This is a genomic window from Planctomonas sp. JC2975 (assembly GCF_012985205.1).
GTDB lineage: Bacteria > Actinomycetota > Actinomycetes > Actinomycetales > Microbacteriaceae > Humibacter.
In genome coordinates this window covers 2,550,508-2,574,300 of sequence record NZ_JABEKS010000001.1, presented here as the reverse complement: position 1 = coordinate 2,574,300, position 23,793 = coordinate 2,550,508, and the positions used below count along the sequence as shown (strand labels likewise).

The following is a 23,793-nucleotide window of genomic DNA, read 5'->3' as shown; positions in this document are numbered from 1 at the left end:
GACGACGGGCTCAGCCCTGCTCACGCTCGGCGCGCGCCTTGACCAGTTCCTCGACGGCGATCGGCAGCGTCGTCTCGAAGTCGATGAGCTTCGCCCAGGTCGGCGTGACGACCACACGGACCATGCCGTCCACGTAGAGCGAGCGCACCTCCTTCTCCCACTCGACGCGTTGCTCCTCGGTCATCTCGTACGTCGTGTTCGCTTTCATGAACTCGTCGGGAATCCCGTCGACGTAGTCGAGGTCGGCTCTGCCCCTCAACAGCAGGATCTTCGGCGGATGCGCCTCGGTGTCGATCGTCAGCGCCACGGCGGGATTCGCGCGCAGGTGTGCGAGTTTCCGCGAGTTCGTCGGTGTGCTCATGACGATCTCCGTGCCGTTCCACGTGAAACCCATCGGCACGTTGCGCGGCGTTCCGTCCGTCGCCACGTAGGCGAATCGGATGATGTCGCGCGCGAGCAGTTCCCGGCTGATCGGGCGGTTCAGAACCTCGGTGATCTCGGTGGGGTGCACTGTGGATCCTCCTTCGTCGTCTCGTCCATCCAAGCTCATGCATCAAGGGACGCCGAAGTGCAAACGCTTCCAGATTGATCGTGCGACTCGGCGGACGGCCCTCGCCGCCACGTTCACCGCTCGCGGCCCGGTCATCAAGATCCCCGTTATGGCGCCGTTCGGTGTCCCGCCTCATCCCACATGAGCGGAACAGAGCCGATGCCGAACAGGAGCGTGACGACGGATCCGGAGGCGCATTGGCGCTCTACGACATGTGGCGGTGAGCCGCGCCGCTGGATGAGTTTGCCGCTGCTTGTCGAGCTCAACCGGCGCTGCTGTGCAGGCTCAACCGGCGGCCGATGCGGTCTTCTTCTGCTGCGGGTACAGGTAGTCCGTGAGCGCGACGGCGGCATCCCGTCCCGCACGATTCGCCCCGACCGTCGACTGGGACGGGCCGAAGCCGATCAGGTGCACGCGCGGGTCGCTGGCGACCTGGGTGCCGTACATCCGGATGCCGCCGAGCTCGTTGCGGAGTTGCAGCGGAGCCAGGTGGGCGAGATCCGCCTTGAACCCGGTCGCCCAGAGGATGGCGTCGACCTCGGTGAAGCTCCCATCGGCTTCGCGCACCCCGCGCGGCTCGATGCGGGTGAACATCGGGCGACGCACCAGCGCACCGCGCTCGCAGGCGGCGACAGCGTAGGGCGTCCAGGCCAGGCCTGTGTAGGAGACGACGGATCCGGTCGGTCGCCCGGCCTCGACGTCGGCAACGACCTTCGCGATGACGGCGCGTCCCGTGGTCTCCGGCTGGAACTCGCCGTCGATGAAGCGGGGTTCGCGTCGGGTGTACCAGAAGACGGTGGCGACGCGGGAGATCTCCTCGAGCTGCTGGATGGCGGAGATCCCGCCGCCCACGACGGCGACGCGCTGCCCGGCGAACTCGTCGAGGGACACATAGTCGCGGGTGTGCAGCTGCCTGCCGAGAAACGATCCGGCGCCCGGATACGTCGGCAGTACAGGGTTGTTCCAGGTACCGGTCGCATTCACGACCGCGCTCGCCAGCCACGTGCCGTCGTCCGTCTCGATCGAGAGCTGTCCGCTCGGGTCGTCGTCGAGTCGTCGAACGGAAGTCACGGTGACAGGTCGCAGGATCGGCAGCTCGTTCGCTTCTTCGAACCCGGCGAAGTACCGCGGCACAGCGGTGCTGCTCTGCTCCTGCGGATCCAGATGCGGTGCGGCATAGCTCGGCAACGCGAAGATGCCGTTGAGGGTTGCGACGCGCAACGAACGCCAGCGATGCTGCCAGGCGCCGCCCGGCTCCGGGTTCGCATCCAGCACGACGAATGTGCGAGAGGCACTCGGACCGTCGAGTGCACTCCTGAACCCCCGTCGACTCAGGTGGTACGCCGCTGACAGGCCCGCCTGGCCGGCCCCGATCACGACGACCGTCGCACGACGTACATTGCTGCTCACACTTGCTGAACCCGCCGACGGCGAGAGTTCTTCCCTCTCCAGGCGCCGCCGGTGGCGAACCATCCGGCACCACCCTCCGCGATGGCAAACATGTGGCAACCCTTTGCCATCGGTCGAGGGCGAGCGTCAGACTTGCTCGGGCGGAGCATCCGCACGGTCGTCCGCAACCGATGGACGACGACGAAGAATACGGGACCGGGAGCGAAGAAGCGTGGCCAAGATCGGCGTACAGGCGATGATGCTGAAGCGGCAGGTGGCCGAAAGCGGCGCCTACTCGATCTGGAAGCGGCTCGCCGCCGGTGGGTTCCGCGTCGTCGAAGTGTCGCAGATCGAGCTCACGGAACAGACCAGGGATGACATCGTGCGCGCGAATGCCGATTTCGGCATGAGCGTCGCCGCCATTTCCGGCGGAATGGGCGCGACCGGAGGCGGTGGCAACGACTCGCTGCGTGAATCGTTCGACAAGATCGTCGCCGACTGCCGTGCGCTGGGCACGAGCCGCGTGCGCATCGGCATGCTTCCCATGCCGTCGCTCGCGTCGAAGGATGCACTGCTGCAGTTCGCGGCGGACGCCAACGTCATGGCGCGTCGGCTGGCCGACGAGGGCATCGTTCTCAGCTACCACAACCACCACGCCGAGTTCGCGCGGATCGACGGCGTGCACCTCCTCGACCTGATCCGGGAGAACGCCCCCGACCTCAAGTTCGAACTCGACGTGCACTGGATCCAGCGCGGTGGCATGGACCCCGTGACGGTCCTCGGCCGCTATGCGGGCGTCGTCGACCTCGTGCACCTCAAGGACTACCGCATCGAGCTGCCGCCGGCCTCGGCATTCGAGGCGCTCGCCGCCGGCGACCAGACGACCTGGGGCGAGGCATGGCAGAACCTCGTGCAGTTCGCTGAGGTCGGTCGTGGCAACCTCGACTTCAAGGGCGTCGTGGATGCGGGCATCGCCGCCGGCGCCGAATACCTGCTCATCGAGCAGGACGACCAGTACGGCCGTGACATCTTCGACTGCCTCGCCGACTCGCGCGAGCACCTGGTCGACCTCGGGTACGCAGACCTGTTCTGAGACCGGTTCGTTGATCCGTCCCCTGGCGCCCGTCCCGCGACGGGAGCAGGCTGGATGCTGCAGCATCCGAGGCGAGAGGCGGGGTGGGAACGATGACAGCGAGACCAGAGTCGTTCGAGTATCCGGACGAAGCAGGGTACCCGGACGGCAGCGGATTCCTGGATGAGGGAACCGCCGGGGAAGGGACCGAGTCGCTGAACGATGTCGACGACGCGGACGGCGCTTCCCGCGAGTGAATCCGCAGCCCGTCAGGCCGGCGTGACCGCGAACCAGCGCACGCCGTGCGACGGGATGTCCGCACGCACCTCACCTGAAGTGAGCTGCGCGTCTTCGTGAGCAGAGTTGCCACCCGCCGACAGCTCCCGAACGGACCACCGGTTCGAGGGGGAGGGGTCTCCCGTGATCGCCGAGAGCGGGACGGCGCGGGTGACGGCATCCGCTCCGGTCCAGAACAACGCGACGTAGTGCGACGGCGTCTGCGCCGAGCGGGCCGTCCAGACGATGAACTCGCCGTCGTCCTGCGGTTCGCGGATGATCTCGGCGCTGTCGCGAGCATCCGCCAGCACTCTGGCGAGCCACGGGTTGGCCAGCAGTTCGATCGTGCGGGGGTCGCTGGACGGCAGATCGCCGCCCACCATCAGCGGAGAGCGGCCCATCACCCACAGGGTGAGGAGGGTCTGCTGCTCGTCGTCGGTCAGCCTGCTGTCTCGCGGTTCGCCGCGTTCGGCGCGGATGCCGATGCGTCCGAGTGGGAGCATGTCGGCGTCCGCCCAGCGGCCAGAACGCTGGAACGGCGCCCATCGGGCGAGTCGCGCGAACTGGGCGTGCACGTCGTCCCAGCGATCCCAGAGGTCGTCGGAGATTCGCCACATCTGCGCGTTCTGCCGCAGGTGCTCGACATGCCGCGTCGACAGGTGGGTGCCGGGCGACAGCGACAGCACGATCGGTCGTCCGCACCGCTCGATCGCCCTCGCGTATGCCTCGATCTCGGCGTCGTGGTACGGCGAGAGCATGTCGTCGGCCTTGATGAAGTCGACGCCCCACGACGCCAGCTGCGCGACGAATCCGTCGTAGAACGCCTGAGCGCCAGGGTGTTCGTGGTCGAGACCGTAGTTGTCGTGGTTCCACACGCACGTGTCGCCGGTGTTCGCGATCTGACGGGCGGTGAACTCCGTCCCGAAGACCGGCAGATCCTGCTCGACGGCGGCGCGCGGAATGCCACGCATCACGTGCACGCCGAACTTGAGGCTGAGCGCGTGCACGGCATCCGCCAGCGGAGCGAAGCCCTTGCCGCCGGCGGAGGACGGAAACCGGTTCGGTGCGGGGAGAAGGCGGCCCCAGGCATCCATCGAAGGCCGTAGCGGATCGTTGTACCCGTGAGCGTGCGCGAACGGATCGAACCACGCGATGTCGACGACGATCGTGTCCCAGCCGGCGTCGAGCAGGTGATCGTGGAGGAACCGGGCGTTCGCCAGCACCTCGTCCTCAGTGACCGTTGTGCCGTACGAGTCCCAGCTGTTCCAGCCCATCGGCGGGGTCGCGGCGAGTTCTGGCATGAGAGCCTCCAGTCGGGAGCGGATGACACGACGAGCGACGTCGTCGTCGGCGGAACGCCTCAGTGATTCTGCCGGATGCTATCGATCCCGTTCGAGCGTTCGTCGCGATGCGCTCACCGCGGCCTCGAGCGACGCAAGGGCGTGGGGACCGCTGGCGATGCGGATGACGCTCTCACGCGTCGCGAGGAACTCGTCGAACTCCCGCACGATGTCTGCCATCTCGGCCGGGAGGGCGCCATGCGGATCCGCGTGAGTCAGCGAGTCGGCCCGCGCCGTGAAGCGGCCTTCGGCCGTGGCCGCGTCGACGACCAAGGCCGTCTCGACGAACCTCGCGCCGGCTGCGTTCGCCGTCTCCTCGAGCCGATCGATGAATTCCGGACGACGCAGATACTGCGGAACGACCACGTCCCGGCCGCTCTCCAGGTGCGTCTGCACGGCGGCGATCGCGAGGTCCCTCGCGGCGAGTCCGGCCTCCTGCAGCGCATCCCGCCACCCGCCGAGCATCGAGCGGATCGTGTCGACGTCCATGCAGAGCGGCAACGTCGCCGCGTGCCGTTCGCACCACTCGCGGGCGAGTGTCGTCTTGCCGCTCGCGGGCGCGCCGTTGATCAGGATCAGGCGGGGGTTCACCCTGGCATCATCTCGTGGCGCACGATGGTTCGCAGATCGGCGCCGTCAGGAGGAGGCTGCGAGCGCTTCCTTGTACCGGTGACGCGCACAAATCGGAGGCCAGGTCTCGGGCCGACATCACGGACACCGCGGGGACCTCCAGGCGCGTACGCAAGGATCGTCATGTGCTCCTCGCCCCCGTCACCCCGTCGGATGTCGACGCGTTGCGCTCGTTCCTCGGCGAAGCCGACCTCACGCTGGCCGGGCTGGAGGCGCCGGGCGTCAGGCTCTGGGTCGAGCGGGATCCGGATGGCGTCATCGTCGGCAGCACCGGATTCGAGCTCAGTGCTGACGGCCGCCACGCGCTCATCCGCAGCGTCGCCGTCGCGCAGGACCGGCGGACGGCCGGTGCGGGATCCCGCCTGGCCCGCTTCGCGCTGGATGCCGCACGCGGCGCGGGAGCGGAACGCGCCTGGCTGTTCTCACGCCGGTCGGGACCGTTCTGGCAGAAGCTCGGATTCGCTGCAGCGGATCGCGACCAGTTGGCATCCGTGCTCGCGGGCTCTCATCAGGTGGAATTGTTCCGCAGTACTGGTCAGCTGGGCCGTGAAGTCGCCTGGTCGCTGGCGCTCGCCGAGCACGTTGATGCCACGGCGACGGCTTGAAAGCCGTTCGAACCCCCGGTCGACCGCTCAGTCGACGACGAGCACGAGCTTGCCGCGAACACGGCCTTGTTCGCCGGCTCGATGAGCCTCGGCGATGTCCGCCAGGGGGAACGTCGTCACCTGCGGGAGCGTGAACGCCCCGGACTCGATCAGTCCGGGCAGCTCGCCCAGCACGTACATCGCCCTACCCGTGTCGCCACGGCTGAAGCGCACGCCGTGCTCCTGCGCTCCGGCGAAGTCCGCGAGCGTGATGACACGGTCCGGGCCGCCGGCCAACTCGATGAGTTCGGGCAGGATGCCGTTGCCCGCCACGTCCAACGCGAAGTCGACTCCGTCGGGGGCGAGCTCCCGCACCCGTCGGCCTAGTCCCTCGCCATAAACGACGGGCTCGGCTCCCAACGGGCGCACGTACTCCTGGCTGGAGGCACCCGCGGATCCGATCACGCGGCCCCCGCGCGCGACCGCGAGCTGTACCGCCGCCCCTCCGACGTTGCCGGAGGCACCGTTGATGAGCACCGTGTCACCGGCGCCCAGCCCTAGCTGGTCGAGCGCGCGGGCAGCGGTCTCGACGGATGCGGGCAGCGCCGCGACATCTGCGAAGCCGAGCGTCGATGGGATCGGAGCGTAGACGGACAGCACCGCCAGTTCCGCCTGGGCGGCGCCGTCGGTGCAGAAGCCGAAGACGCGATCGCCGAGTACGACGTCGTCGACACCGGGGCCCAGTTCGTCGACGATGCCGGCTGCCTCGTATCCGAGGGTCTGCGGCAGCTGGGGATCCATGAGACCCTGCCGCTTCTTCCAATCACTGGCGTTGACGCCCGCGGCTTTCACGGCGATGCGGATCTCGCCAGGAGCGGGGTGCGGATCCGGCACGTCCACGATCTCCAGCACGTCCGGTGCGCCGAAGCTGCTGAATCGAGCTGCCCTCATGGTTCGCTCCCCCCTCGTGCGCCTGGTCGTTTGCCTACCCCTCCGGGGTCAGCAGCGCCTTGATCGCGCGGCGCTCGTCCATCGCCGCGTAGGCCTCCGCCACCTGGGAGAGCGGCACCGTGAGGTCGAACACCTTGCCAGGGTCGATCTCGCGTCGCCAGATGCGGTCGATGAGGTCGGGCAGGAAACGGCGAACGGGCGCCGGTCCGCCCATCAGGTGCACGGTGGCGTAGAAGAGTTCCTCGCCGGGGACGGCGACGTCGTGCGAGACGCCGACGAATCCGACGTGTCCGCCGTGACGGGTCGCACGGATCGCCTGCATCATCGACTCCTGCGTGCCGACCGCTTCGATCACGGAGTGCGCACCGAGCCCGTTCGTGAGCTCCTTGATGCGGGCAACGCCGTCGTCGCCGCGCTCGGTCACGATGTCGGTCGCGCCGAACTCGAGCGCGAGACGCTGCCGTGATTCGTGGCGGGACATCGCGATGATCCGTTCGGCGCCCAGCTGCTTCGCGGCGAGCACGCCGAGCAATCCGACCGCCCCGTCACCGACGACTGCGACGGTCTTGCCGGGCTGCACCTCGGCGGCGACGGCGGCGAACCATCCGGTGCCGAGCACGTCCGAGGCGGCGAGCAGGGAAGGGACGATGTCAGCATCCGGGATTCCGGGGGTCGCGACAAGAGTGCCGTCTGCCAGCGGCACCCGCAGGAGGCCGGCCTGCGCGCCCTCCCTGCCCATCGAGTGCACGTGCACGCAGCGGGACTGGTACCCGGCCTTGCAGATCTCGCACGTGTTGTCCGAGGCCATGAAGGAGCCGACGACGAAATCGCCGACCTTCACGTTCTTCACGTCGCCGCCGATCTCCTCGACGATCCCGACGTATTCGTGGCCCATCGGAATCGGTCGTCGCACCTTGTTGATGCCGCGATACGTCCACAGATCCGATCCGCAGACGCAGGATGCCGTCACCCTGATGACCGCATCCGTCGGCTCGATGATGCCGGGGTCTTCGCGGTACTCGTACCGCACGTCGCCGGGGCCGTACAGGATCGCTCCGTACATGTCAGTGCTCCTCGTCTGTGGTCGTGTCGGCGGACGGACTCACGGATGCCGCGGCATCCGTCGGATCCGCCGTGAAGATCTCTTTCGCGACGGTCATCGCGCTCATCGCGTTCGGCCAGCCCGTGTAGAACGCGAGCTGCAGGATGGCCTCCTTCAGCTCGTCCTCCGTCACCCCGTTCCGTCGAGCGAAGTCGAGGTGGAACCTGAGCTGATCAGCTTTACCGGTCGCGGTGAGCGCGGCCACGGTGATCAGGCTCCGGTCCCGTTTCGAGAGCTCCGTGCGTTCCCACACCTCGTCGAACAGTACCCGGTCGGTGTAGTGCACCAGTCCGGGCGCGAAGTCGCCGAAGGCCCGCAGGCCGCCGGTCCAGCCCGAGGGCGTGCTGCCGGCATCCGGTGTTTCGGTCATGGCTGTCTCCTTCGCGTGAGTGGATGCCATCAGCTAACGCCTGTTCCGCGACGTGCGGGAGTGTTTGGCGAGACGTGTACCGGCAGGGCACCCCACGGCATCCGGTCGCGGCGTACCGTCGATCGTGCCGAGCGCCGCAGAGAGAAGGACACCATGAACCTCGAACCGACTCACCCGACGGGCAAGGGCTCGTCCGACTGGTTCACCGGCGATGTGTACGTGGATTCCATCGCGACCCGCAAGCCGGAGCCGTCCCGCATGGCGGTCAGTCGCGTGCGGTTCGCGCCGGGTGCGCACACCGCCTGGCATTCGCACGCCCAGGGTCAGACCCTGCACATCACCGAGGGCATCGCGCTGGTCGGGACGAGGGATGGCACGGTCATCCGCGCAGTTCCCGGTCAGACCGTCTACACGCCTCCCGGCGAGGAGCACTGGCACGGCGCGACGACCGACCTCTTCATGGAGCACCTGGCCATGCTCGAGGACGGCGACGGACCGGAGCCGACGACGGTGTGGCTCGAGCACTTGAGCGACGCGGACTACGCCGCCGCGAACCAGCACGCAGCCAACGAACCGGCGGCGGACTGATGCATACCCGCATCCTCGGGCAGGGACTCGGACCCGGAAACGGCCTCGAGGTCTCCGCCGTCGGCCTCGGCGCCATGGGCATGTCGCAGAGCTACGGTCCGAATCCAGGCGATCGCGACGAGATGATCCGTGTGCTGCGCTCCGCGGTCGACGTCGGTGTCACCTTCTTCGACACGGCGGAGTCCTACGGGCCGTTCGTCAACGAGGAACTCGTAGGCGAGGCGCTTCAGCCGATCCGCGAACGGGTCGTCATCGCCACGAAGTTCGGCTGGCGGTTCGAGAACGGCGCGCTCGCCGGGTTGGACAGCAGGCCAGACCACATCAAGGAGGTGGCCGATACCTCCCTGCGCCGCCTGCGCACTGACACGATCGACCTTTTCTACCAGCACCGCGTCGATCCGGATGTGCCGATCGAGGACGTCGCAGGCGCGGTGGGGGAACTGGTGCAGGCGGGCAAGGTGCGGCACTTCGGCCTCTCCGAGGCGGCGGCAGCGACCATCCGTCGAGCGCACGCAGTGTTCCCGGTGACCGCGGTGCAGAGCGAGTACTCGCTGTGGACGCGGGATCCGGAACCCGAGGTGCTACCGACCCTTGCGGAGCTCGGAATAGGATTCGTGCCGTTCAGCCCGCTCGGCAAGGGATTCCTCACCGGAACCGTCACAGCGGGCACCGAGTTCGCCGCGGGCGACGTGAGGAGCACGATCCCTCGGTTCTCCGACGAGAACCGGTCCGCGAACCAAGCGCTCGTCGATCACGTCACCGAACTGGCGCGACGCAAAGCCGTCGCACCCGGGCAGGTGGCCCTCGCCTGGCTCCTGGCGCAGCATCCGTGGATCGTGCCGATCCCGGGCACGCGACGCAGCGAGCGCATCAGGGAGAACGCCGACGCCACGCTCGTTCCGCTCTCCGCCGACGAACGCTCCGACCTCGACGCCCTTGCCGGCCGCATCGGAGTGCACGGCGACCGCTACGGCGCACAGCATCTGGGCTACGTCGGCAAGTAGCCTGGCAGAGGCCTCGTTCAGCGGTGGACGACGGGATCCGATCGCCGCAGAACTCAGGACGCAACTCCGCGCAGCACGGCGTCGACCGCGTAGTCGAGTTCGGCTCGCGCATCCGAGACGTCCTGCTGCGGCGCCGCCGCCAGTGCAGGGAACCGTTCGGCGACGGCAGCTGCCAGCCACGGCTCCGGATCCGCGGCGGTCACGGACCGCTCGAGCGTCGCGTACGAGCGGATGAGGCTGTCCAGCAGCAACGCCAGGCGTAGCGCGTCCACGCCCGATGTCGGCGGGATCCCGCTCACGAGCGCGTCGATCCAGGCGTACGGTCGGGGCTGGCGCGGCATCCCCGTCGCCTTCACGTCGGTCAGCCAGGGATGCGCCGCGTACCGGTCAGCGAGCAGCCGCACCCACTTCCGGGCGCGGGCCCGCCAGTCCCGGCCGGCGATGCCGGGCGGATCGCCGATCGCGGCGTCCACCATCAGTTCGACCAGCGTCGCCTTGGCGTCGACGTAGCGGTAGAGCGCAGTCGTCGTCATGCCGAGGCGAGCGGCGACGCGGGCGAGAGAGACGGCATCGAGCCCGATCTCATCCGCCAACTCCACGGCGGATGCCGCGACCTCCTCAGGGCTGAAGCGCGCCTTCGGCCCGCGCACCGGTGTGGTCTCGACACCCCAGAGCACCTTGAGCGCCCGGCTTTCCGAACTGTGCATGACATTCACTGTAGTCTTTGTTACTGTGAATGTCGTTCACAGAAAGGACATCACATCATGAGCACTGCACTCATCACGGGAGCATCATCCGGAATCGGCGCACGTACCGCGGCGCTGCTCGTCGAGCGGGGCCTGACGGTCTTCGGCGCCGCCCGAAACACAGACGCCGTCGCGGCGATCGAGGGCGTCATCCCGGTGAAGCTCGACCTCTCGGATGACGCCTCCATCCGCGCCGCCGTCGCCCAGGCGACCGAGCGGGTCGGCAGAGTGGACATCCTCATCAACTGCGCCGGCTACGGCGAGTTCGGCACGGTCGAGGAGACCTCGCTCGACGCGGCGCGCCAGCAGCTCGAGGTCAACGTGCTCGGCGCGGTCGGCCTCATCCAGGCGGTACTCCCCGGCATGCGCGATGCCCGCCACGGACGCATCGTCAACGTATCGTCGCTCGCCGGTGAGTTCGCCGCCCCGCTCGGCGGCTGGTATCACGCCTCGAAGTTCGCCCTCGAGGCCCTCTCCGATTCGCTCCGCGGTGAGGTCGCGCAGTTCGGCATCGACGTCACCCTGGTGCAGCCAAGCTATGTGGCGACGGACTGGCACGACACGGCCATGGAGCGCCTGGCCGAGACCTCAGGTGATGGTCCCTACGCGAGCATGGCCGCCGCAATGCGCCGCTATTTCTCCAGCCCGGCCCTCGCCAGGCAGATGTCGACCCCGGACGCCGTCGCCCGGCTCATCGTGAAGGCCGCGCTCACCCCGCACCCGCACACGCGCTACCGCATCGGCGCCGGTGCGAACATCGCCGTCGCCATGGCGACGCTGCTGCCGGACCGCACCTTCGACGCTCTCACCCGCAAGCAGTTCGGGTACGCCTGATCGGACCCGGCTCCGTCGCACCGTGTGCGCACCAGTGCGCCGCGCTCGCCGGTTCTCGGCCGGGCAAGCGGCGCAGCTGCCGGGCCGAGCAGCGATGTGCCGACCTAGACTGCGGTGATGTCCGTGACAACCCGACGCATGCAGGACCTCACCGTCGACGACCACACCATCACCGTTCCGCTGGTGTGGAACGAGCCCGCGGATGCCCGCACCATCGAGGTGCACGCATCCGTCATCTCCCGGGAGGGCGGCGCAGACCTTCCGTACCTGGTTTACCTGCAGGGCGGACCCGGATTCGAGGCGCCTCGTGCGTTCCACTCCTCGACGGATCCGTACTGGCTGGACTACGCCCTTGCTCATCACCGGGTCGTGATGATCGACCAGCGCGGCACCGGCAAGTCGACGCCGGTGAGCGACGCTGACCTGGACCGCGGAGCATCCGCGGTCGCCGAATACCTCACGCATCTGCGCGCCGATTCGATCGTGCGCGACTGCGAGGCAATGCGCGAGCACCTCGGCGCATCCACCTGGAGCGTACTCGGCCAGTCCTTCGGAGGCTTCACGACGCTGGCCTATCTGACGACGGATGCCGCATCCCTCGAGCACGTCTACCTCACTGGCGGCCTGAGTGCCGTCGGTCGTCACCCCGACGACGTCTACGCGCTTACGTACGACAAGATGCGCACCGAGTCCCTGCGGTACTACCGCCGATTCCCGGAGCACAGGGATGCCGTGCGCCGGCTCGTCGACCTCGCCCACGCCGGACGGATCGTCCTGCCAGACGGCGAGGTCGTCTCGGTCTCGCGGCTTCGGTCGATCGGCATGCTGCTAGGCACGAACGACGGATGGCAGACGGTCTGGTCGCTCCTCGACCAGGATCCGGCGACCAACGCGTTCCGTCACGATCTCGCCCACGCCCTCCCGTTCTCGGCCCGCAACCCGCTCTACTACGTGTTCCACGAGTCGAGCTACGCCGACGGACACGCCACCCGCTGGTCAGCCGAGCGCGTCGAACCTGACGACTTCCGAGCGGATCCCACGCTCCTCACCGGCGAGCACGTGCACCGCGATTGGCTCGACACCGTCCCTGGACTGCAGCCGTGGCAGGACGTCACGCTCCAGCTCGCGGAGTTCGAGTGGCCCCGACTGTACGACGCGGATGCGCTGCAGGCGTCCGGAGCGAAGGGCGCCGCAGCCGTCTACGTCAACGACGCGTACGTGCCGTTCGAGTTCTCGATGGAGACAGCGGCACTGCTGCCCGGTGTGACGCCGTGGGTGACGAGCGAGCACGAGCACAACGGCCTTCGATCCGGCGACGTGCTGGTGCGGCTCATCGACCTGGCGCACGGCCGCCGCCTGCGCTAGCCGAGTCCGGCCATCCGCTTCGGGCCGTCGAATGTCTGGCCCTTCTTGTCGTGACCGGGTACGGAAGCGACAACGTGCGCCAGCAATTCGGGGTGAGTGACCGTCGCGCGTCAGCGCGGCGACGCCGTGCTCGCGCGCACCACGAGGTTCGTGGACAGCTCAGCGCGGTTGTTGTAGTCGGCGGAGTTGCCGGCGACCAGCATCTTGACCGCGAGCGAGGCCATCTCGGCGAGCGGCTGTCGCACGGTGGTGAGCGGGGGTGCCATCCATCCTGCGGACGGGATGTCGTCGAATCCGACGACGCTGAGATCGTCCGGGATGCGCAGCCCGTGCCGCCGTGCCGCCTCGTAGACACCCATCGCCTGCACGTCGCTCGCCGCGATGATCGCGGTGGGCGGATCGTCGAGCTCGAGCAGTCTGCCGGCCGAGGTCAGCGCCGACTCGAAGCGGAAGTCGCCCTCGGCGACCAGTGCAGGATCCGCGTCGACTCCCGCGCGGGCGAGTGCTGCCCGGTATCCGTCGAGTCGTGCCTGAGCGCAGAGCGTGTCGATGCGACCGGTGATGGTGGCGATGCGCCGGTGGCCGAGCGTGAGCAGGTGTTCGGTGGCCTGCATGCCTCCTGCCCAGTTCGAGGAACCGATCGACGGGATGCCCGCCTCCGGCTGCCCAACGGGATCGATCACCACGATCTGCTTCTTGAGCTTGCGCAGTCGCGCCCACGCAGCATCCGACAGGTCGCTGAGCGTGAGGATGACGCCGTCGGTGTTGCCGCGCTCCACGCTGTTGATCCACTGGCCGATGTCGCCCCGGTTCTTCGCGACGGAGACCGCCACCCGCAGGCCGGCGTGGAGCGCCGCCTCCTCGGCTCCGCGGATGATGTCCACCGACCACGGGCTGAGGTCGCCGAAGACCAGGTCGATCAGACCGCCGGTGCGGCGCGAGGTGTGGCGGCGCTGGTAGCCGGTTTGGGCGATCGCGGACTCGATGCGCTGCCTCGTCTCGGCCGCGATGTCGTCGTGTCCGTTGAGCACCTTCGACACGGTCGGCACGGACACCTCCGCCAGATCCGCGACCTGTTGCAGAGTGACCCGATCCGTCACCGTCGTCATCGCACTGCCACCTTTTCGATTGCCTCTCGCTCTCGCCCATCTGCAGACAAGATCGGCCACTATCGTCCGGCCTGGTTTCGACGAGCACTGCGAGTGAGCTCTGCCGAAAGTTTCGGCCAACAAATCCATGATAGCGCATCGTTGACAGCCGGGATATCGGGGATCTATCGTGATCAATTGTTCACAGCTCAACCAAATCTTCGGTAGTGCGAGCGAAATCTTTCACTCTTTTCCATGCCTTTTCGCTCGCCGGTGACACAGGGAGAATCCGGGCTCACGCATGCCCGGGCGACCGTCGGATCGCCGCCGAACCTCAACGGAGAGGACGGCTGGAATGCCCAAGACACTCAGCAGACGCGAGGCGCTCGCCCTCGGCGGCGCCTCGTTCCTCGGGGCGGTGACGCTGCTGGCAGTCGGCAGCGAATCCGCGTTCGGCGACGTGCAGCACGGATCGACGCCGGTCACCCCGTGGCCGGAGGCCGAGAAGATCATCGCCTCGGTCAAGAAGCCGCGCATCCCGGGGCGCACGCGCTCGGTGACGGAGTTCGGGGGCGTCGGCGACGGCACCACCGACAACACCGAAGCCTTCCGTGCCGGGATCTCCGCGTTGTCGGCGAAGGGCGGCGGACGCCTCACGGTTCCCGCGGGCACCTACCTCACCGGCGCCATTCACCTGGAGAGCCGCATCGACCTGCACGTGGAGGAAGGTGCGAGGATCCTGTTCTCCACGGATCCGGCCGCCTACCTGCCCGTCGTGCTCACCCGGTTCGGCGGCGAGGAGTGCATGAGCTTCTCCCCGTTCATCTATGCGTACGGCAAGACCGACATCGCCATCACGGGTACGGGTGTCATCGACGGGCAGGCGAGCACGACCGCCTGGTGGCCATACACCGGCAGCACGTCGTGGGGATGGCAACCGGGGATGCCGACATCCGACGCCGACGGCGCTGCTCTCGATGCCATGGCCGAGTCGGGCGTTCCGGTCGCGCAGCGTGTGTTCGGCGACGGGCACTACATGCGGCCGACGCTTATCCAGCCGTACAACTGCCAGCGGGTGCTCATCTCGGGCGTCACCACCCACCGCACTCCGAACTGGCAACTCAACCCCGTGCTGTGCACGGATGTGACGATCGAGAATGTCACCGCCAGCAGCCACGGGCCGAACAACGACGGCTGCGACCCGGAGTCCTGCAACCGCGTGCTCATCACGGGCTGCACGTTCGACACCGGAGACGACTGCATCGCCATCAAGGCGGGCAAGAACGCCGACGGTCGCCGGGTGAACGTGCCCAGTCAGAACATCGTCATCCAGCAGTGCGAGTTCTTCGACGGACACGGAGCCATCACGATCGGCAGCGAGATGACCGGCGGCGTGCGCAACGTCTACGCCAGGGACAACCGCTGCGACAGCAAGAACCTCAACGAGGGCATCCGGCTCAAGACCAACTCCATGCGCGGCGGCTTCATCACCGACGTGCACGTGCGAAACATGACGATCGAGGAGGTCGCGGATGCCGTGCTCATCGTCGACTTCTTCTACGGCGAGGGCGCCGGCCACGGCTTCAACCCCGTGGTGAAGAACATCAGCCTGCAGGATGTGCGGGTCGGCACGGCGTCCTATCCGCTCTATGCCGTCGGATACCCGGACGACCTCATCACGAACATCTCGCTCACGAACGTGCTCGTCGACACGGCCAAGCGATCCTCGGTGTCGAAGTACACCGACAACGTCACGTTCACGAACGTGTGGGTCAACGGGCAGAAGACTGAACCGCCGAAGCCGTTCGCGACGCTGGCCGACGCGTTCAACGACATCGGAACCGGCACTGCAGCGTCGCCGGGCAACCTGGACGGATCTGGCAGGTACCTCACCAGAGACTCGCTCGCCGCGGCAGGACTCACGCCGGGAGCCGCGGTCACGCACGGTGCGCTCACGTACACGTGGCCGACCGCCGCTGCCGGCAGCAACGACAATGTGGCGGCGGGCGACGAGACCATCCTGTTGTCCGGATCCGGCAGTACCCTCGGCCTCCTCGGCCTGGCGACGCACGGCAACCAGAGCGGAACTCTGACCGTCAACTACAGCGACGGAACAGCGGACACGGCCACAGTCGCGTTCAGCGACTGGTGGCATCCGGTGCCTTCGGCAGGGGATGAGCCGGTGGCCGGCGCGATGAGCAGCGATAACCACGCGGTCGGGATCTTCAGCTTCGGCGTTCCGTTGGCCGCAGGCAAGACCGTGGCATCCGTCGAGCTGCCGGCCAACGCGAACATCCACGTTTTCGACCTCGCGATCGGATGAGCGCGATGACCAGGAAAACACTGGACCGGTCGGCGCTCGGCCGACGGACGCTGGCCCGGCCGACGCTGGGTGTCGCGGTCGCCGTGGTGCTGGCATCCGTTCCGCTCGCGGCGGTCGCCGCTCCGTCCGGCGCCGACAACGGCCGCGGCACCACGCTTCACGTCGCCCAGGACGGCAGCGCGCCGTATTCCACGGTGCAGGCCGCGGTGGATGCCGTGCCATCCGGCAACGCGAAGCCCGTCACGATCGTGATCGCGGCCGGCACGTACGTCGGAACGGTGAACGTACCTGCCGACAAACCGAAGATCAGCTTCATCGGCGCGACCGGAGACCCGAAAGACGTGGTCATCACCGAGAACCACTACGCGGGCATGCTGGATGCGTCGGGCAACGGCTACGGCACCGAGGGCTCGGCAACCATGACGCTGAGCGCCGTCGACACGACTGTCGCCGGCATCAGCGTCGCGAACGCCTACGATCCCGTGCTGCACCGGAATGACCCGGGCGGCCAGGCCGTCGCGTTGCGCACGACGGGCGATCGGATCGGCCTCTACAACGACCGGATCACCGGACGCCAAGACACCCTCTACCTGGACACCGCCTCGCCGACGACGACTGCCCGCGTGTACGTGCGGGATACCTACGTGGCCGGATCGGTGGACTTCATCTTCGGCAGGGCGACGGCGGTGTTCGACCATGACACGATCGACTCCGTCGACGTCGGTTACGTGACGGCGGCGAACACCGAGCTCGACAACCCGTACGGGTTCCTGTTCACGAAATCGACCTTCGTCGGCGAGACGAAGGACGGAGTCATCGCACTCGGACGCCCGTGGCACCACACCGGCGACCCGGCGCCCTTCGCGTCCGTCGTCGTGCGCGACTCGAAGCTGGGCGCGCAGATCGCGGATCACCCGTGGACCGGCATGTCCGGATGGTCGTGGGTCTCTGCACGGTACTTCGAATACGACAACAGCGGCCCTGGAGCCACGTCGGGTCCGGACAACCTGTACCGCCCTCAACTCACCGACAAGCAGGCCAAGGACTACACGCCCCAGAAGTACCTGTCGGGCAGTGATCACTGGGCGCCATGGGGCTATGAGATCCCGAGGGTCACGACAGCGCAGAAGACCTGCCTGCCCGAGTCCTATGGCGCTGCGCCTGACGGCAAGACCGACGACACCGCCGCCATCCAGAAGGCGCTCGATGCCTGTGCGAACGGCGGGCGCGTCTCATTCGCCGGCGGCAGCTACCTGTCCGGCCCGGTGAAGGTCGCCGACAAGGAGACCGTCGAGCTGATCAGGGGGTCCGTTCTGCTCGGGACGACGGATGCGAGTGCATATCCGGTATCCGGATCCCACCTCGCACCGCTCATCGACGTGACCGACCGTACGAATGTCACCCTCACCGGCGGCGGCACCATCGACGGCCAAGGCTCGCCCTGGTGGGACACCATCAAGGCGGAGAAGGCGGCGGGCAAGGATCTGTCACCGCGGCCCGGGTTGCTGTCGCTGACCGGATCGAAGCACGTGATCGTCGACACGCTCACCATGAAGGACGCGCCGAACTCCCACGTCTCGATGCACAGCGTCTCCGATGTGGCGGTCACCGGCGTGACGATCTCGTCGCCGAGCGACAGCCCGAACACCGACGGAGTCGACATCTGGTCGTCGTCAAACGTGACGGTCAGCCGCTCGTCGATCAGCGACGGCGACGACGACATCGCGCTCGACTCGTCCGACTCGCCGACCACCGGCATCACGGTGACGGAGAACCGGATCGGCGCCGGCCACGGCCTCTCCATCGGCAGCTACACAGGAGGCGGCATCAACGACGTGCGCTTCGCGGACAACTCGCTGGTCGGCACGTCGACCGGCGTGCGGATCAAGACGGCACGCGACCGCGGGGGCGAGATCAGCGGCATCACGTACGACCACCTCGCGATGACGAACGTCTCGACGGCGATCGGCATCACGGCGTATTACCCGAAGGTGCCGTCGGACGGCGATCCCACGCAGCCGGTCACCGCGACAACGCCCAACATCCACGACATCGTCGTCTCGAACGTCTCGGCGATCGGATCGGATGTCGCGGGCCAGCTCGTCGGGGTCCCGGAGCAGCCGCTGACGGCCATCTCGTTGCAGGGCGTGACCATCGCTGCGACGACGGGATTGACGATCCGGAACGCGACGGTCAGCGCAGACGCGGCCACGTCGATCACCGTGACGTCGGGGGCTCCGGTCATCCTGCAGAGCGGTGCGAGCTACAACCGGGAGACGCCGGCACCGCCCGCACAGTTGGAGAACCTCGCTGCGGCGTTCAACGACATCGGGACGGGAACGGCCGGGGCACCAGGCGACCTCGACGGTGCGGGACGCTACCTCACTCGTGACTCGCTCGCGACATCCGGTCTCACGCCGGGGGCAACGGTGAAGCACGGTGCGTTCGCGTTCACCTGGCCGAGTGCGGCTGCGGGCACCGCCGACAACGTGGCCACGGCCGGCCAGACGGTTCTGCTCTCCGGATCGGGCACCCAGCTCGGATTCCTCGGGCTCGCCACCAACGGCAACCAGAGCGGGACGGTCACCGTGCACTACACGGATGGCACGACCAGCACTGCGACAGTCTCGTTCAGCGACTGGTGGCACACGACGCCGTCGGCGGGCGACGAGGCGGTGGCCAGCACGAAGAGCAGCGACGGACACACGGTCGGGATCTTCGCCTTCGCGGTGACGCTCACCGTCGGCAAGGCCGTCTCCGCGGTGGATCTGCCGTCCAACGCCAAGCTCCACGTGTTCGACCTGGTCGTCGCGTGAGGGGTGAGCTGCGACCGAGGCGCGCTCCATAGTCTCGTACCGAGTCGCTTCTCCAGACCGCGCCACGTGCGCACCACCCGCCACGGCCTCCGGCGATGGTGCGCACGTGGCGCATCCGACGATGGGGTGCCGCGTCCGCGCGAGACCTGCGGCATCCTCATCCCTCGACGGTCCGCACTCACCCGGTGTGCGATTCGACCAGCTGAACGACGCGCTCGGCGACGAGCGCGAACCCCACGAGGATCATCGCCGCGCCGGAGACGCGGCTGATGATCCGCGCCGTCGCCGGACGCGCCCCCAGAATGCGCCGTGCGGCGAAGCCCAACGACAGATAGAACGCGCAGCAGAGGGCCACGAAAACGGCCCCGAGCAGCGCCAGTTGCGCTGTCATCGGCCAGGTCGCGTTCTCACGCGCGAACTGCGGCAGGATAGCGAGGAAGACGAGCAGCCCCTTGGGGTTCAGAGCGCTCACGCCGATGCCCTTGCCGACCAGACGCCAGCGCGGCGATCCGATGGCCGCGCTGTTCGAGACCTCCACCGCAGACGGATGCCGCAACGTCATCACACCGAGGTAGACGAGGTACGCGGCGCCCACGAGCGTGAGGCCGAGCAGGAAGCCGGGAAGCGCGGCCACGAGCGGACCGACGCCGGCGGCGACGATTCCCGTGAGCAGCGCATAGCCGACGACCAGGCCGCCGACGGCGGGGAGGACGACGCGGTCGCGCGCTCCGACGCCGAGCACGTACGCCCAGTCCGGGCCGGGCACGACGATCAGCGAGAGCGCTACGCCCGCGAATGCGAGTACTGCGGTGGGATTCATTCCGGCCCCTTTCGAGCAGGAACTTATGTCAAAATGCCCGCAAGGTGCTGCTCACTTCTGAGACACCTGCAGTGCGGAGTGGAAGGAATATGGCGATCGATCGACTTGACCGCAAGATTCTTGCCGAGCTGCAGAGCGAGGGCCGGCTGAGTGTCACGGATCTCGCTGCTCGGGTCGGCCTGACGCTGTCGCCCGCGCACCGACGGGTGCGCGACCTGGAGGCCGCAGGAGCGATCGTCGGGTATCGCGCGATCGTCGATCCCGCCGCCCTCGGACTCGACTTCGAGGCTCTCGTGTTCATCACGATGAAGCAGGAGGATCGCGAGACTCTGCTGGCCTTCGAAGAGGCGGTGGTGCGCATCCCGAACGTGCTGCTCGCGCAGCGCCTGTTCGGCGACCCCGACTACATCCTGCGGGTGCGCACGGCCGACCTCGACGCCTATGCGCAGTTCCAGGACAACGAGCTCGCCCGCCTGCCGGGCGTGCAGCGGTTCCAGTCCACCCTCGTCATGAAGAATCTGGTCGTGGATCGGCCGTATCCGACCGACCTGTAGCCGCACGCACAAGCGCCGCCTGCGCTCCCGCGTCGGCGGAGCGACACGATCGAGCGCAGGCGGCGCAGGTTAGGGCTGCGACGGCAGCGCGGCCGCCGAAGGAGCCTCAGTAGCCGGTCGGCATACGGAGCCTGTAGGGCGCCTCGAGTGCGGCGACCTCGTCATCGGTGAGCTCGACGTCGAGTGCGGCGACCGCGTCGTCCAGGTGCGCGACCTTGGAGGCGCCGACGATCGGGGCGTCCACCACCGGGTTGCGCAGCACCCAGGCCAGGGCGACCTGCGCCATCGGGATGCCACGGTTCGCGGCAACGCGCTCGACGGCATCCGCGATCGGCTCATCGAGGTCCTGCACATAGCGGCTCTGGAGCGGATCCGTCTGGCCGCGCTGGCTGGACTGCTGGCCCCACGGCCGGGTCAGTCGGCCCTTGCCGAGCGGGCTCCACGGGATGGATCCGACCTCTTGGTCGGCCAGCAGCGGGAACAGCTCGCGCTCGTCTTCGCGCATCATCAGCGAGTACTGGTTCTGCATCGAGACGAAGCGCGTCCATCCGCCGAGGTCGGCTGCGTGCTGCAGCTTGGCGAACTGCCACGCCCACATCGATGATGCGCCGATGTAGCGGGCCTTGCCGGCCTTCACCACGTCGTGCAGCGCCTCCATCGTCTCTTCGACCGGGGTCTCCGGGTCGAAGCGGTGAATCTGGTACAGGTCGACGAAGTCCGTTCCGAGGCGCTTCAGCGACGCGTCGATGTTCTCCATGATCGCCCGGCGACTGAGGCCGGATCCGCCGGGGCCGTCGTGCATCGTGAAGTTGACCTTCGTGGCCAGCACGATGTCCTCGCGGCGGGTGAGCTCGCGCATCGCGCGACCGACGATCTCCTCGCTCGTGCCGAGGCTGTAGATGTTGGCGGTGTCCCAGAACGAGATGCCGAGCTCGAACGCGTGCCGGATGATCGGCAATGCGTCGTCGTAGCCGAGCGACCACTCGTTCCATCCGGTGGACCGGTCGCCGAAGCTCATGCAGCCGAGGGTGATGCGGCTCACCTTGAGGCCGGTGCTGCCGAGTCGTGTGTACTCCATGTGTCTCTTCCTTCGTGTCGTGTGTCGTGTGTCGTGTGTCGTGTGTCGCGTCGTGTGTCGTGTGTCGTGTCGCTCCGAAAACAGCAGGAAGCGATGAGAACAGCAGAAAAGCTCCGGTTCTCGCGCCGAGAGCGCGAACACTCCTGTTTTCAGAACCGAAAAGAACAGGGCAGGACAGGTACGGAGCGGACTCAGGCCGCGCTGGGCTCGAGTCGGAGGGTCACGTCGTGTGCCGAGTCGCCGACGATTCCCGCGACGATGCTGGCGTAGCGCGCACCGTACTTGGCGCGGTACCCGTCGTCCACGGCGGGCTCCTCGGTGGCATCCGCCCTGACGAAGTCGATGTCGTGCGCGACGCCGGCCACGCGGATGCTCCCCCGTCCCGACGCGAGCGCACGGCGGTACCAGGGGTTCGTCGCGCCGTAGGCGGATCGCACGTACACGTGCCCGTCGGCCTCGACGGCCCAGATCGTGACGTACGGACGCAGCGTCCCGTCGCTGCGGTACGAACTGATGCCGACCTCGTCGTTCCGGTCGATCGCGTTCAGGTCGGTGCGTGTCCATTCGGCGCTCATGATGCTCCTCGTCGTACTCGCTGTCGGTCGTTGTGGTCGTCGTGTGGAAATCGGGATGCGTGCGCTGAGCACTCAGCGGGACGATTCCATGATGGTCGTCGCGCCGGTGATGGGGGCGATCGGGTTCGGTGCGGAAGGGTTCGGAGCGGGCACGTTCGGAGCGGCCGAGACGGATCGGCGACGTTCGGCGAGCGCCGCCGGCACGATCAGGGCCAGTACGACGGCGAGTGCGCCGAGCACCAGAGCGGAAGCACCGGTCATCGCGGCGGAGACCTGCGCGCTCGGCGTGGCGGCGGCATCCGCACCGGGGGCGGCAAGGGCCGTCACGGCGACCAGCACTCCCAGCCCGAGCGACGTGCCCATCTGGTGGAAGGTGTTGAGCACCCCGGATGCCGCGCCCGCGTCCTCAGCGGACGCCCCGGCGATCCCGGCGGCCGTCATCGGAGCGAACGCGAGGCCCTGTCCGGCACCGATGAGGAGCATCGGAGCGGCGACAGCTGTCACGTAGTCGCTGCCGACGCCGATCCGGCTCAGCCAGAGCAGGCCGGCGAACGTGATCGCGACGCCGGCGACGAGCATCGGCGCGTTGCCGATCCGCCGCGTCAGCGCGGGCACCGCCGCCGCCACCGCGAAGTTGGCCGCTGTCATGGGGAGGAAGGCGAGCCCGGCCTGCAGAGGCGTGTAACCGAGGACGCCCTGCAGATACTGCGTCGTGAAGTAGAAGAAGCCGATCATCGCGCCCAGGTAGAGCAGGCGGGTGAGGTAGCCGCCGACGCGTTCCCTGCTGCGGAACAGCCGCAGGGGCATGATCGGCTGTGCGGCCCTGGCCTCGTGCAGCACGAAGAACACGAGCAGCACGACGGCCGCGATCAGCGAGATCACCGTCGGTGCGCTGGTCCAGCCGTTCTCCGCCGCGTGCAGAACGGCGAACACCGCCGACCCGACGCCGAGCGTCGAAGCGATGGCCCCGAGCACGTCGAAGCGTCCGGAGACCGTGGCCGTCCGCGGCAGGAACCGCGGCGCGAGAACGATCATCGCGACGCCGATCGGCACATTCACGAAGAATCCGGCGCGCCACGAGAGCCACGACGCGAGAGCGCCGCCGAGCACCAGGCCGAGACTTGATCCGATCCCGGCCATCGCCGAGTACCAGGCGATCGCCTTGGTGCGCTCCTCGCCGCGGAAGGACGCCGTCAGAAGCGACAGCGACGTCGGCGCCACGATCGCCGCACCGATGCCCTGCAGCGTCCTGGCCGAGATGATCCACCAGCCGGTGGGCGCGACAGCGACGAGCAGCGAGGCGATCGAGAACACGACGAGTCCCGCGACGAACACGCGCTTGCGCCCCAGGATGTCTCCCGCTCGCGCACCGAGCAGGAGGAATCCGCCGAACACGAGCGTGTAGGCGTCCTGTACCCAGGCGAGTTCGGCCGGCGCCAGGTGCAGCCCCTTCTCGAGGCTGGGCAGTGCGGTGAAGATGACCGAGTTGTCGAGCAGGATCATGAAGTAGGCGACCAGGATGATCGCCAGGATCGCGCCCTTGCGAGGTGCGACGGACGCAGCGGATCCGCTCCCCTCGGGGGAGGCGGCCGGCACGGCTGCCGTGTCTGCGGTGGGTGTGATCGGCATCGCGGCTCCTTTCATCGGGGCGATGCATCCATGCCACTCCCTTCGCGACGACCGCGGCAGTGCGTGGTCTTCCGTGTATTGCCAGTACCTCCCTCTGCGGCGTGGGAGA

The 23,793-nt window shown here is 67.9% G+C and carries 23 protein-coding genes; 10 read left to right on the top strand and 13 right to left on the bottom strand.

The genetic code is table 11. The annotated features are described in order from the left end of the window. Positions 1-10: 10 nt before the first annotated feature. Together HII28_RS11710 and HII28_RS11705 are read right to left on the bottom strand one after the other, a co-directional pair. Positions 11-511 carry a pyridoxamine 5'-phosphate oxidase family protein gene (locus tag HII28_RS11710; protein ID WP_170025549.1) on the bottom strand — a complete coding sequence of 167 codons (501 nt, stop codon included), beginning with the start codon at positions 509-511 and terminating at the stop codon, positions 11-13. A gap of 324 nt (positions 512-835) precedes the next feature. Beyond that, positions 836-1,960 (bottom strand): NAD(P)-binding domain-containing protein, encoded by a 1,125-nt coding sequence (locus HII28_RS11705; protein ID WP_346769281.1) that lies wholly within the window; start codon positions 1,958-1,960, stop codon positions 836-838. A 211-nt stretch (positions 1,961-2,171) separates the two neighbouring features. Here HII28_RS11705 and HII28_RS11700 point away from each other — a divergent pair, with 211 nt between their 5' ends. Together HII28_RS11700 and HII28_RS11695 are read left to right on the top strand one after the other, a co-directional pair. Continuing rightward, positions 2,172-3,032 carry a sugar phosphate isomerase/epimerase gene (locus HII28_RS11700; RefSeq protein ID WP_170025547.1) on the top strand — a complete coding sequence of 287 codons (861 nt, stop codon included), beginning with the start codon at positions 2,172-2,174 and terminating at the stop codon, positions 3,030-3,032. Between the two features lie 92 nt (positions 3,033-3,124). Further along, positions 3,125-3,268, top strand: a complete 144-nt coding sequence (locus tag HII28_RS11695) for a hypothetical protein (protein ID WP_170025546.1) — start codon at positions 3,125-3,127, stop codon at positions 3,266-3,268. 12 nt (positions 3,269-3,280) lie between these two features. Here HII28_RS11695 and HII28_RS11690 read toward each other — a convergent pair whose 3' ends face one another. Beyond that, positions 3,281-4,588 (bottom strand): alpha-galactosidase, encoded by a 1,308-nt coding sequence (locus HII28_RS11690; RefSeq protein WP_240977338.1) that lies wholly within the window; start codon positions 4,586-4,588, stop codon positions 3,281-3,283. Positions 4,589-4,666: 78 nt separating this feature from the next. Continuing rightward, positions 4,667-5,218: an AAA family ATPase gene (locus HII28_RS11685; RefSeq protein ID WP_170025545.1), complete on the bottom strand. Its 552-nt coding sequence runs from the start codon at positions 5,216-5,218 to the stop codon at positions 4,667-4,669. 164 nt (positions 5,219-5,382) lie between these two features. Between HII28_RS11685 and HII28_RS11680 the strand changes: the two genes are divergently transcribed. Continuing rightward, positions 5,383-5,862 (top strand): GNAT family N-acetyltransferase, encoded by a 480-nt coding sequence (locus HII28_RS11680; RefSeq protein ID WP_170025544.1) that lies wholly within the window; start codon positions 5,383-5,385, stop codon positions 5,860-5,862. Between the two features lie 27 nt (positions 5,863-5,889). Here the strand turns inward: HII28_RS11680 and HII28_RS11675 are convergent, their stop codons facing one another. Genes HII28_RS11675 through HII28_RS11665 form a run of 3 tightly spaced genes read right to left on the bottom strand, consistent with a single transcriptional unit; the run spans position 5,890 to position 8,264 of the window. After that, a complete protein-coding gene (locus HII28_RS11675) occupies positions 5,890-6,792 on the bottom strand; it encodes an NADP-dependent oxidoreductase (protein ID WP_170025543.1) in 903 nt (300 codons plus the stop codon). 34 nt (positions 6,793-6,826) lie between these two features. After that, complete coding sequence (locus HII28_RS11670) at positions 6,827-7,855, bottom strand: zinc-dependent alcohol dehydrogenase family protein (protein WP_170025542.1); 1,029 nt, start codon at positions 7,853-7,855, stop codon at positions 6,827-6,829. 1 nt (position 7,856) lies between these two features. After that, the gene (locus HII28_RS11665; protein WP_205864638.1) at positions 7,857-8,264 is read right to left on the bottom strand and encodes a carboxymuconolactone decarboxylase family protein; all 408 of its coding nucleotides are present in this window, start codon (positions 8,262-8,264) and stop codon (positions 7,857-7,859) included. 153 nt (positions 8,265-8,417) lie between these two features. On the opposite strand from HII28_RS11665, the gene HII28_RS11660 reads away from it, so the two are divergent. Both HII28_RS11660 and HII28_RS11655 read left to right on the top strand, forming a co-directional pair. Next, entirely contained in the window at positions 8,418-8,852 is a 435-nt protein-coding gene (locus HII28_RS11660; protein ID WP_170025540.1) for a cupin domain-containing protein, read from the top strand. Continuing rightward, positions 8,852-9,856: an aldo/keto reductase gene (locus tag HII28_RS11655; protein WP_170025539.1), complete on the top strand. Its 1,005-nt coding sequence runs from the start codon at positions 8,852-8,854 to the stop codon at positions 9,854-9,856. Before HII28_RS11660 ends, HII28_RS11655 begins: the two co-directional genes overlap by 1 nt. 53 nt (positions 9,857-9,909) lie before the next feature. Here HII28_RS11655 and HII28_RS11650 read toward each other — a convergent pair whose 3' ends face one another. Then, on the bottom strand, positions 9,910-10,563 hold the full coding sequence (locus HII28_RS11650) for a TetR family transcriptional regulator (protein ID WP_170025538.1): 654 nt from the start codon (positions 10,561-10,563) through the stop codon (positions 9,910-9,912). 57 nt (positions 10,564-10,620) lie between these two features. Between HII28_RS11650 and HII28_RS11645 the strand changes: the two genes are divergently transcribed. Both HII28_RS11645 and HII28_RS11640 read left to right on the top strand, forming a co-directional pair. Further along, on the top strand, positions 10,621-11,436 hold the full coding sequence (locus HII28_RS11645; protein WP_170025537.1) for an oxidoreductase: 816 nt from the start codon (positions 10,621-10,623) through the stop codon (positions 11,434-11,436). 117 nt (positions 11,437-11,553) lie between these two features. Then, positions 11,554-12,801, top strand: coding sequence for an alpha/beta fold hydrolase (locus HII28_RS11640; protein WP_170025536.1), 1,248 nt, complete (start codon positions 11,554-11,556; stop codon positions 12,799-12,801). Between the two features lie 110 nt (positions 12,802-12,911). Here the strand turns inward: HII28_RS11640 and HII28_RS11635 are convergent, their stop codons facing one another. Beyond that, positions 12,912-13,910 carry a substrate-binding domain-containing protein gene (locus HII28_RS11635; protein WP_170025535.1) on the bottom strand — a complete coding sequence of 333 codons (999 nt, stop codon included), beginning with the start codon at positions 13,908-13,910 and terminating at the stop codon, positions 12,912-12,914. A 334-nt stretch (positions 13,911-14,244) separates the two neighbouring features. Between HII28_RS11635 and HII28_RS11630 the strand changes: the two genes are divergently transcribed. Next, on the top strand, positions 14,245-16,212 hold the full coding sequence (locus tag HII28_RS11630; RefSeq protein ID WP_170025534.1) for a glycoside hydrolase family 28 protein: 1,968 nt from the start codon (positions 14,245-14,247) through the stop codon (positions 16,210-16,212). Positions 16,213-16,217: 5 nt separating this feature from the next. Continuing rightward, entirely contained in the window at positions 16,218-19,028 is a 2,811-nt protein-coding gene (locus tag HII28_RS11625) for a pectinesterase family protein (protein WP_170025533.1), read from the top strand. Positions 19,029-19,206: 178 nt separating this feature from the next. Here HII28_RS11625 and HII28_RS11620 read toward each other — a convergent pair whose 3' ends face one another. Next, positions 19,207-19,848 carry a LysE family translocator gene (locus HII28_RS11620; RefSeq protein WP_170025532.1) on the bottom strand — a complete coding sequence of 214 codons (642 nt, stop codon included), beginning with the start codon at positions 19,846-19,848 and terminating at the stop codon, positions 19,207-19,209. A gap of 95 nt (positions 19,849-19,943) precedes the next feature. Here HII28_RS11620 and HII28_RS11615 point away from each other — a divergent pair, with 95 nt between their 5' ends. Further along, complete coding sequence (locus tag HII28_RS11615; protein WP_170026110.1) at positions 19,944-20,402, top strand: Lrp/AsnC family transcriptional regulator; 459 nt, start codon at positions 19,944-19,946, stop codon at positions 20,400-20,402. A 106-nt stretch (positions 20,403-20,508) separates the two neighbouring features. Here the strand turns inward: HII28_RS11615 and HII28_RS11610 are convergent, their stop codons facing one another. The 3 genes from HII28_RS11610 to HII28_RS11600 all read right to left on the bottom strand — a co-directional run bounded on the left by HII28_RS11610 (position 20,509) and on the right by HII28_RS11600 (position 23,684). Continuing rightward, the gene (locus HII28_RS11610) at positions 20,509-21,480 is read right to left on the bottom strand and encodes an aldo/keto reductase (protein ID WP_170025531.1); all 972 of its coding nucleotides are present in this window, start codon (positions 21,478-21,480) and stop codon (positions 20,509-20,511) included. Positions 21,481-21,671: 191 nt separating this feature from the next. Continuing rightward, complete coding sequence (locus tag HII28_RS11605; RefSeq protein WP_170025530.1) at positions 21,672-22,055, bottom strand: DUF2255 family protein; 384 nt, start codon at positions 22,053-22,055, stop codon at positions 21,672-21,674. A 72-nt stretch (positions 22,056-22,127) separates the two neighbouring features. Beyond that, on the bottom strand, positions 22,128-23,684 hold the full coding sequence (locus HII28_RS11600; protein ID WP_170025529.1) for an MFS transporter: 1,557 nt from the start codon (positions 23,682-23,684) through the stop codon (positions 22,128-22,130). Between the last annotated feature and the right edge of the window lie 109 nt (positions 23,685-23,793).

Coding starts and splice junctions, on each gene's coding strand:
- HII28_RS11675 (WP_170025543.1), bottom strand. CDS start 6,792: ATGAGGGCAGCTCGATTCAGCAGCTTCGGCGCACCGGACGTGCTGGAG.
- HII28_RS11665 (WP_205864638.1), bottom strand. CDS start 8,264: ATGACCGAAACACCGGATGCCGGCAGCACGCCCTCGGGCTGGACCGGC.
- HII28_RS11660 (WP_170025540.1), top strand. CDS start 8,418: ATGAACCTCGAACCGACTCACCCGACGGGCAAGGGCTCGTCCGACTGG.
- HII28_RS11605 (WP_170025530.1), bottom strand. CDS start 22,055: ATGAGCGCCGAATGGACACGCACCGACCTGAACGCGATCGACCGGAAC.
- HII28_RS11645 (WP_170025537.1), top strand. CDS start 10,621: ATGAGCACTGCACTCATCACGGGAGCATCATCCGGAATCGGCGCACGT.
- HII28_RS11690 (WP_240977338.1), bottom strand. CDS start 4,588: ATGCCAGAACTCGCCGCGACCCCGCCGATGGGCTGGAACAGCTGGGAC.
- HII28_RS11640 (WP_170025536.1), top strand. CDS start 11,554: ATGTCCGTGACAACCCGACGCATGCAGGACCTCACCGTCGACGACCAC.
- HII28_RS11600 (WP_170025529.1), bottom strand. CDS start 23,684: ATGCCGATCACACCCACCGCAGACACGGCAGCCGTGCCGGCCGCCTCC.
- HII28_RS11635 (WP_170025535.1), bottom strand. CDS start 13,910: ATGACGACGGTGACGGATCGGGTCACTCTGCAACAGGTCGCGGATCTG.
- HII28_RS11695 (WP_170025546.1), top strand. CDS start 3,125: ATGACAGCGAGACCAGAGTCGTTCGAGTATCCGGACGAAGCAGGGTAC.
- HII28_RS11620 (WP_170025532.1), bottom strand. CDS start 19,848: ATGAATCCCACCGCAGTACTCGCATTCGCGGGCGTAGCGCTCTCGCTG.
- HII28_RS11630 (WP_170025534.1), top strand. CDS start 14,245: ATGCCCAAGACACTCAGCAGACGCGAGGCGCTCGCCCTCGGCGGCGCC.
- HII28_RS11625 (WP_170025533.1), top strand. CDS start 16,218: ATGACCAGGAAAACACTGGACCGGTCGGCGCTCGGCCGACGGACGCTG.
- HII28_RS11650 (WP_170025538.1), bottom strand. CDS start 10,563: ATGCACAGTTCGGAAAGCCGGGCGCTCAAGGTGCTCTGGGGTGTCGAG.
- HII28_RS11670 (WP_170025542.1), bottom strand. CDS start 7,855: ATGTACGGAGCGATCCTGTACGGCCCCGGCGACGTGCGGTACGAGTAC.
- HII28_RS11610 (WP_170025531.1), bottom strand. CDS start 21,480: ATGGAGTACACACGACTCGGCAGCACCGGCCTCAAGGTGAGCCGCATC.
- HII28_RS11655 (WP_170025539.1), top strand. CDS start 8,852: ATGCATACCCGCATCCTCGGGCAGGGACTCGGACCCGGAAACGGCCTC.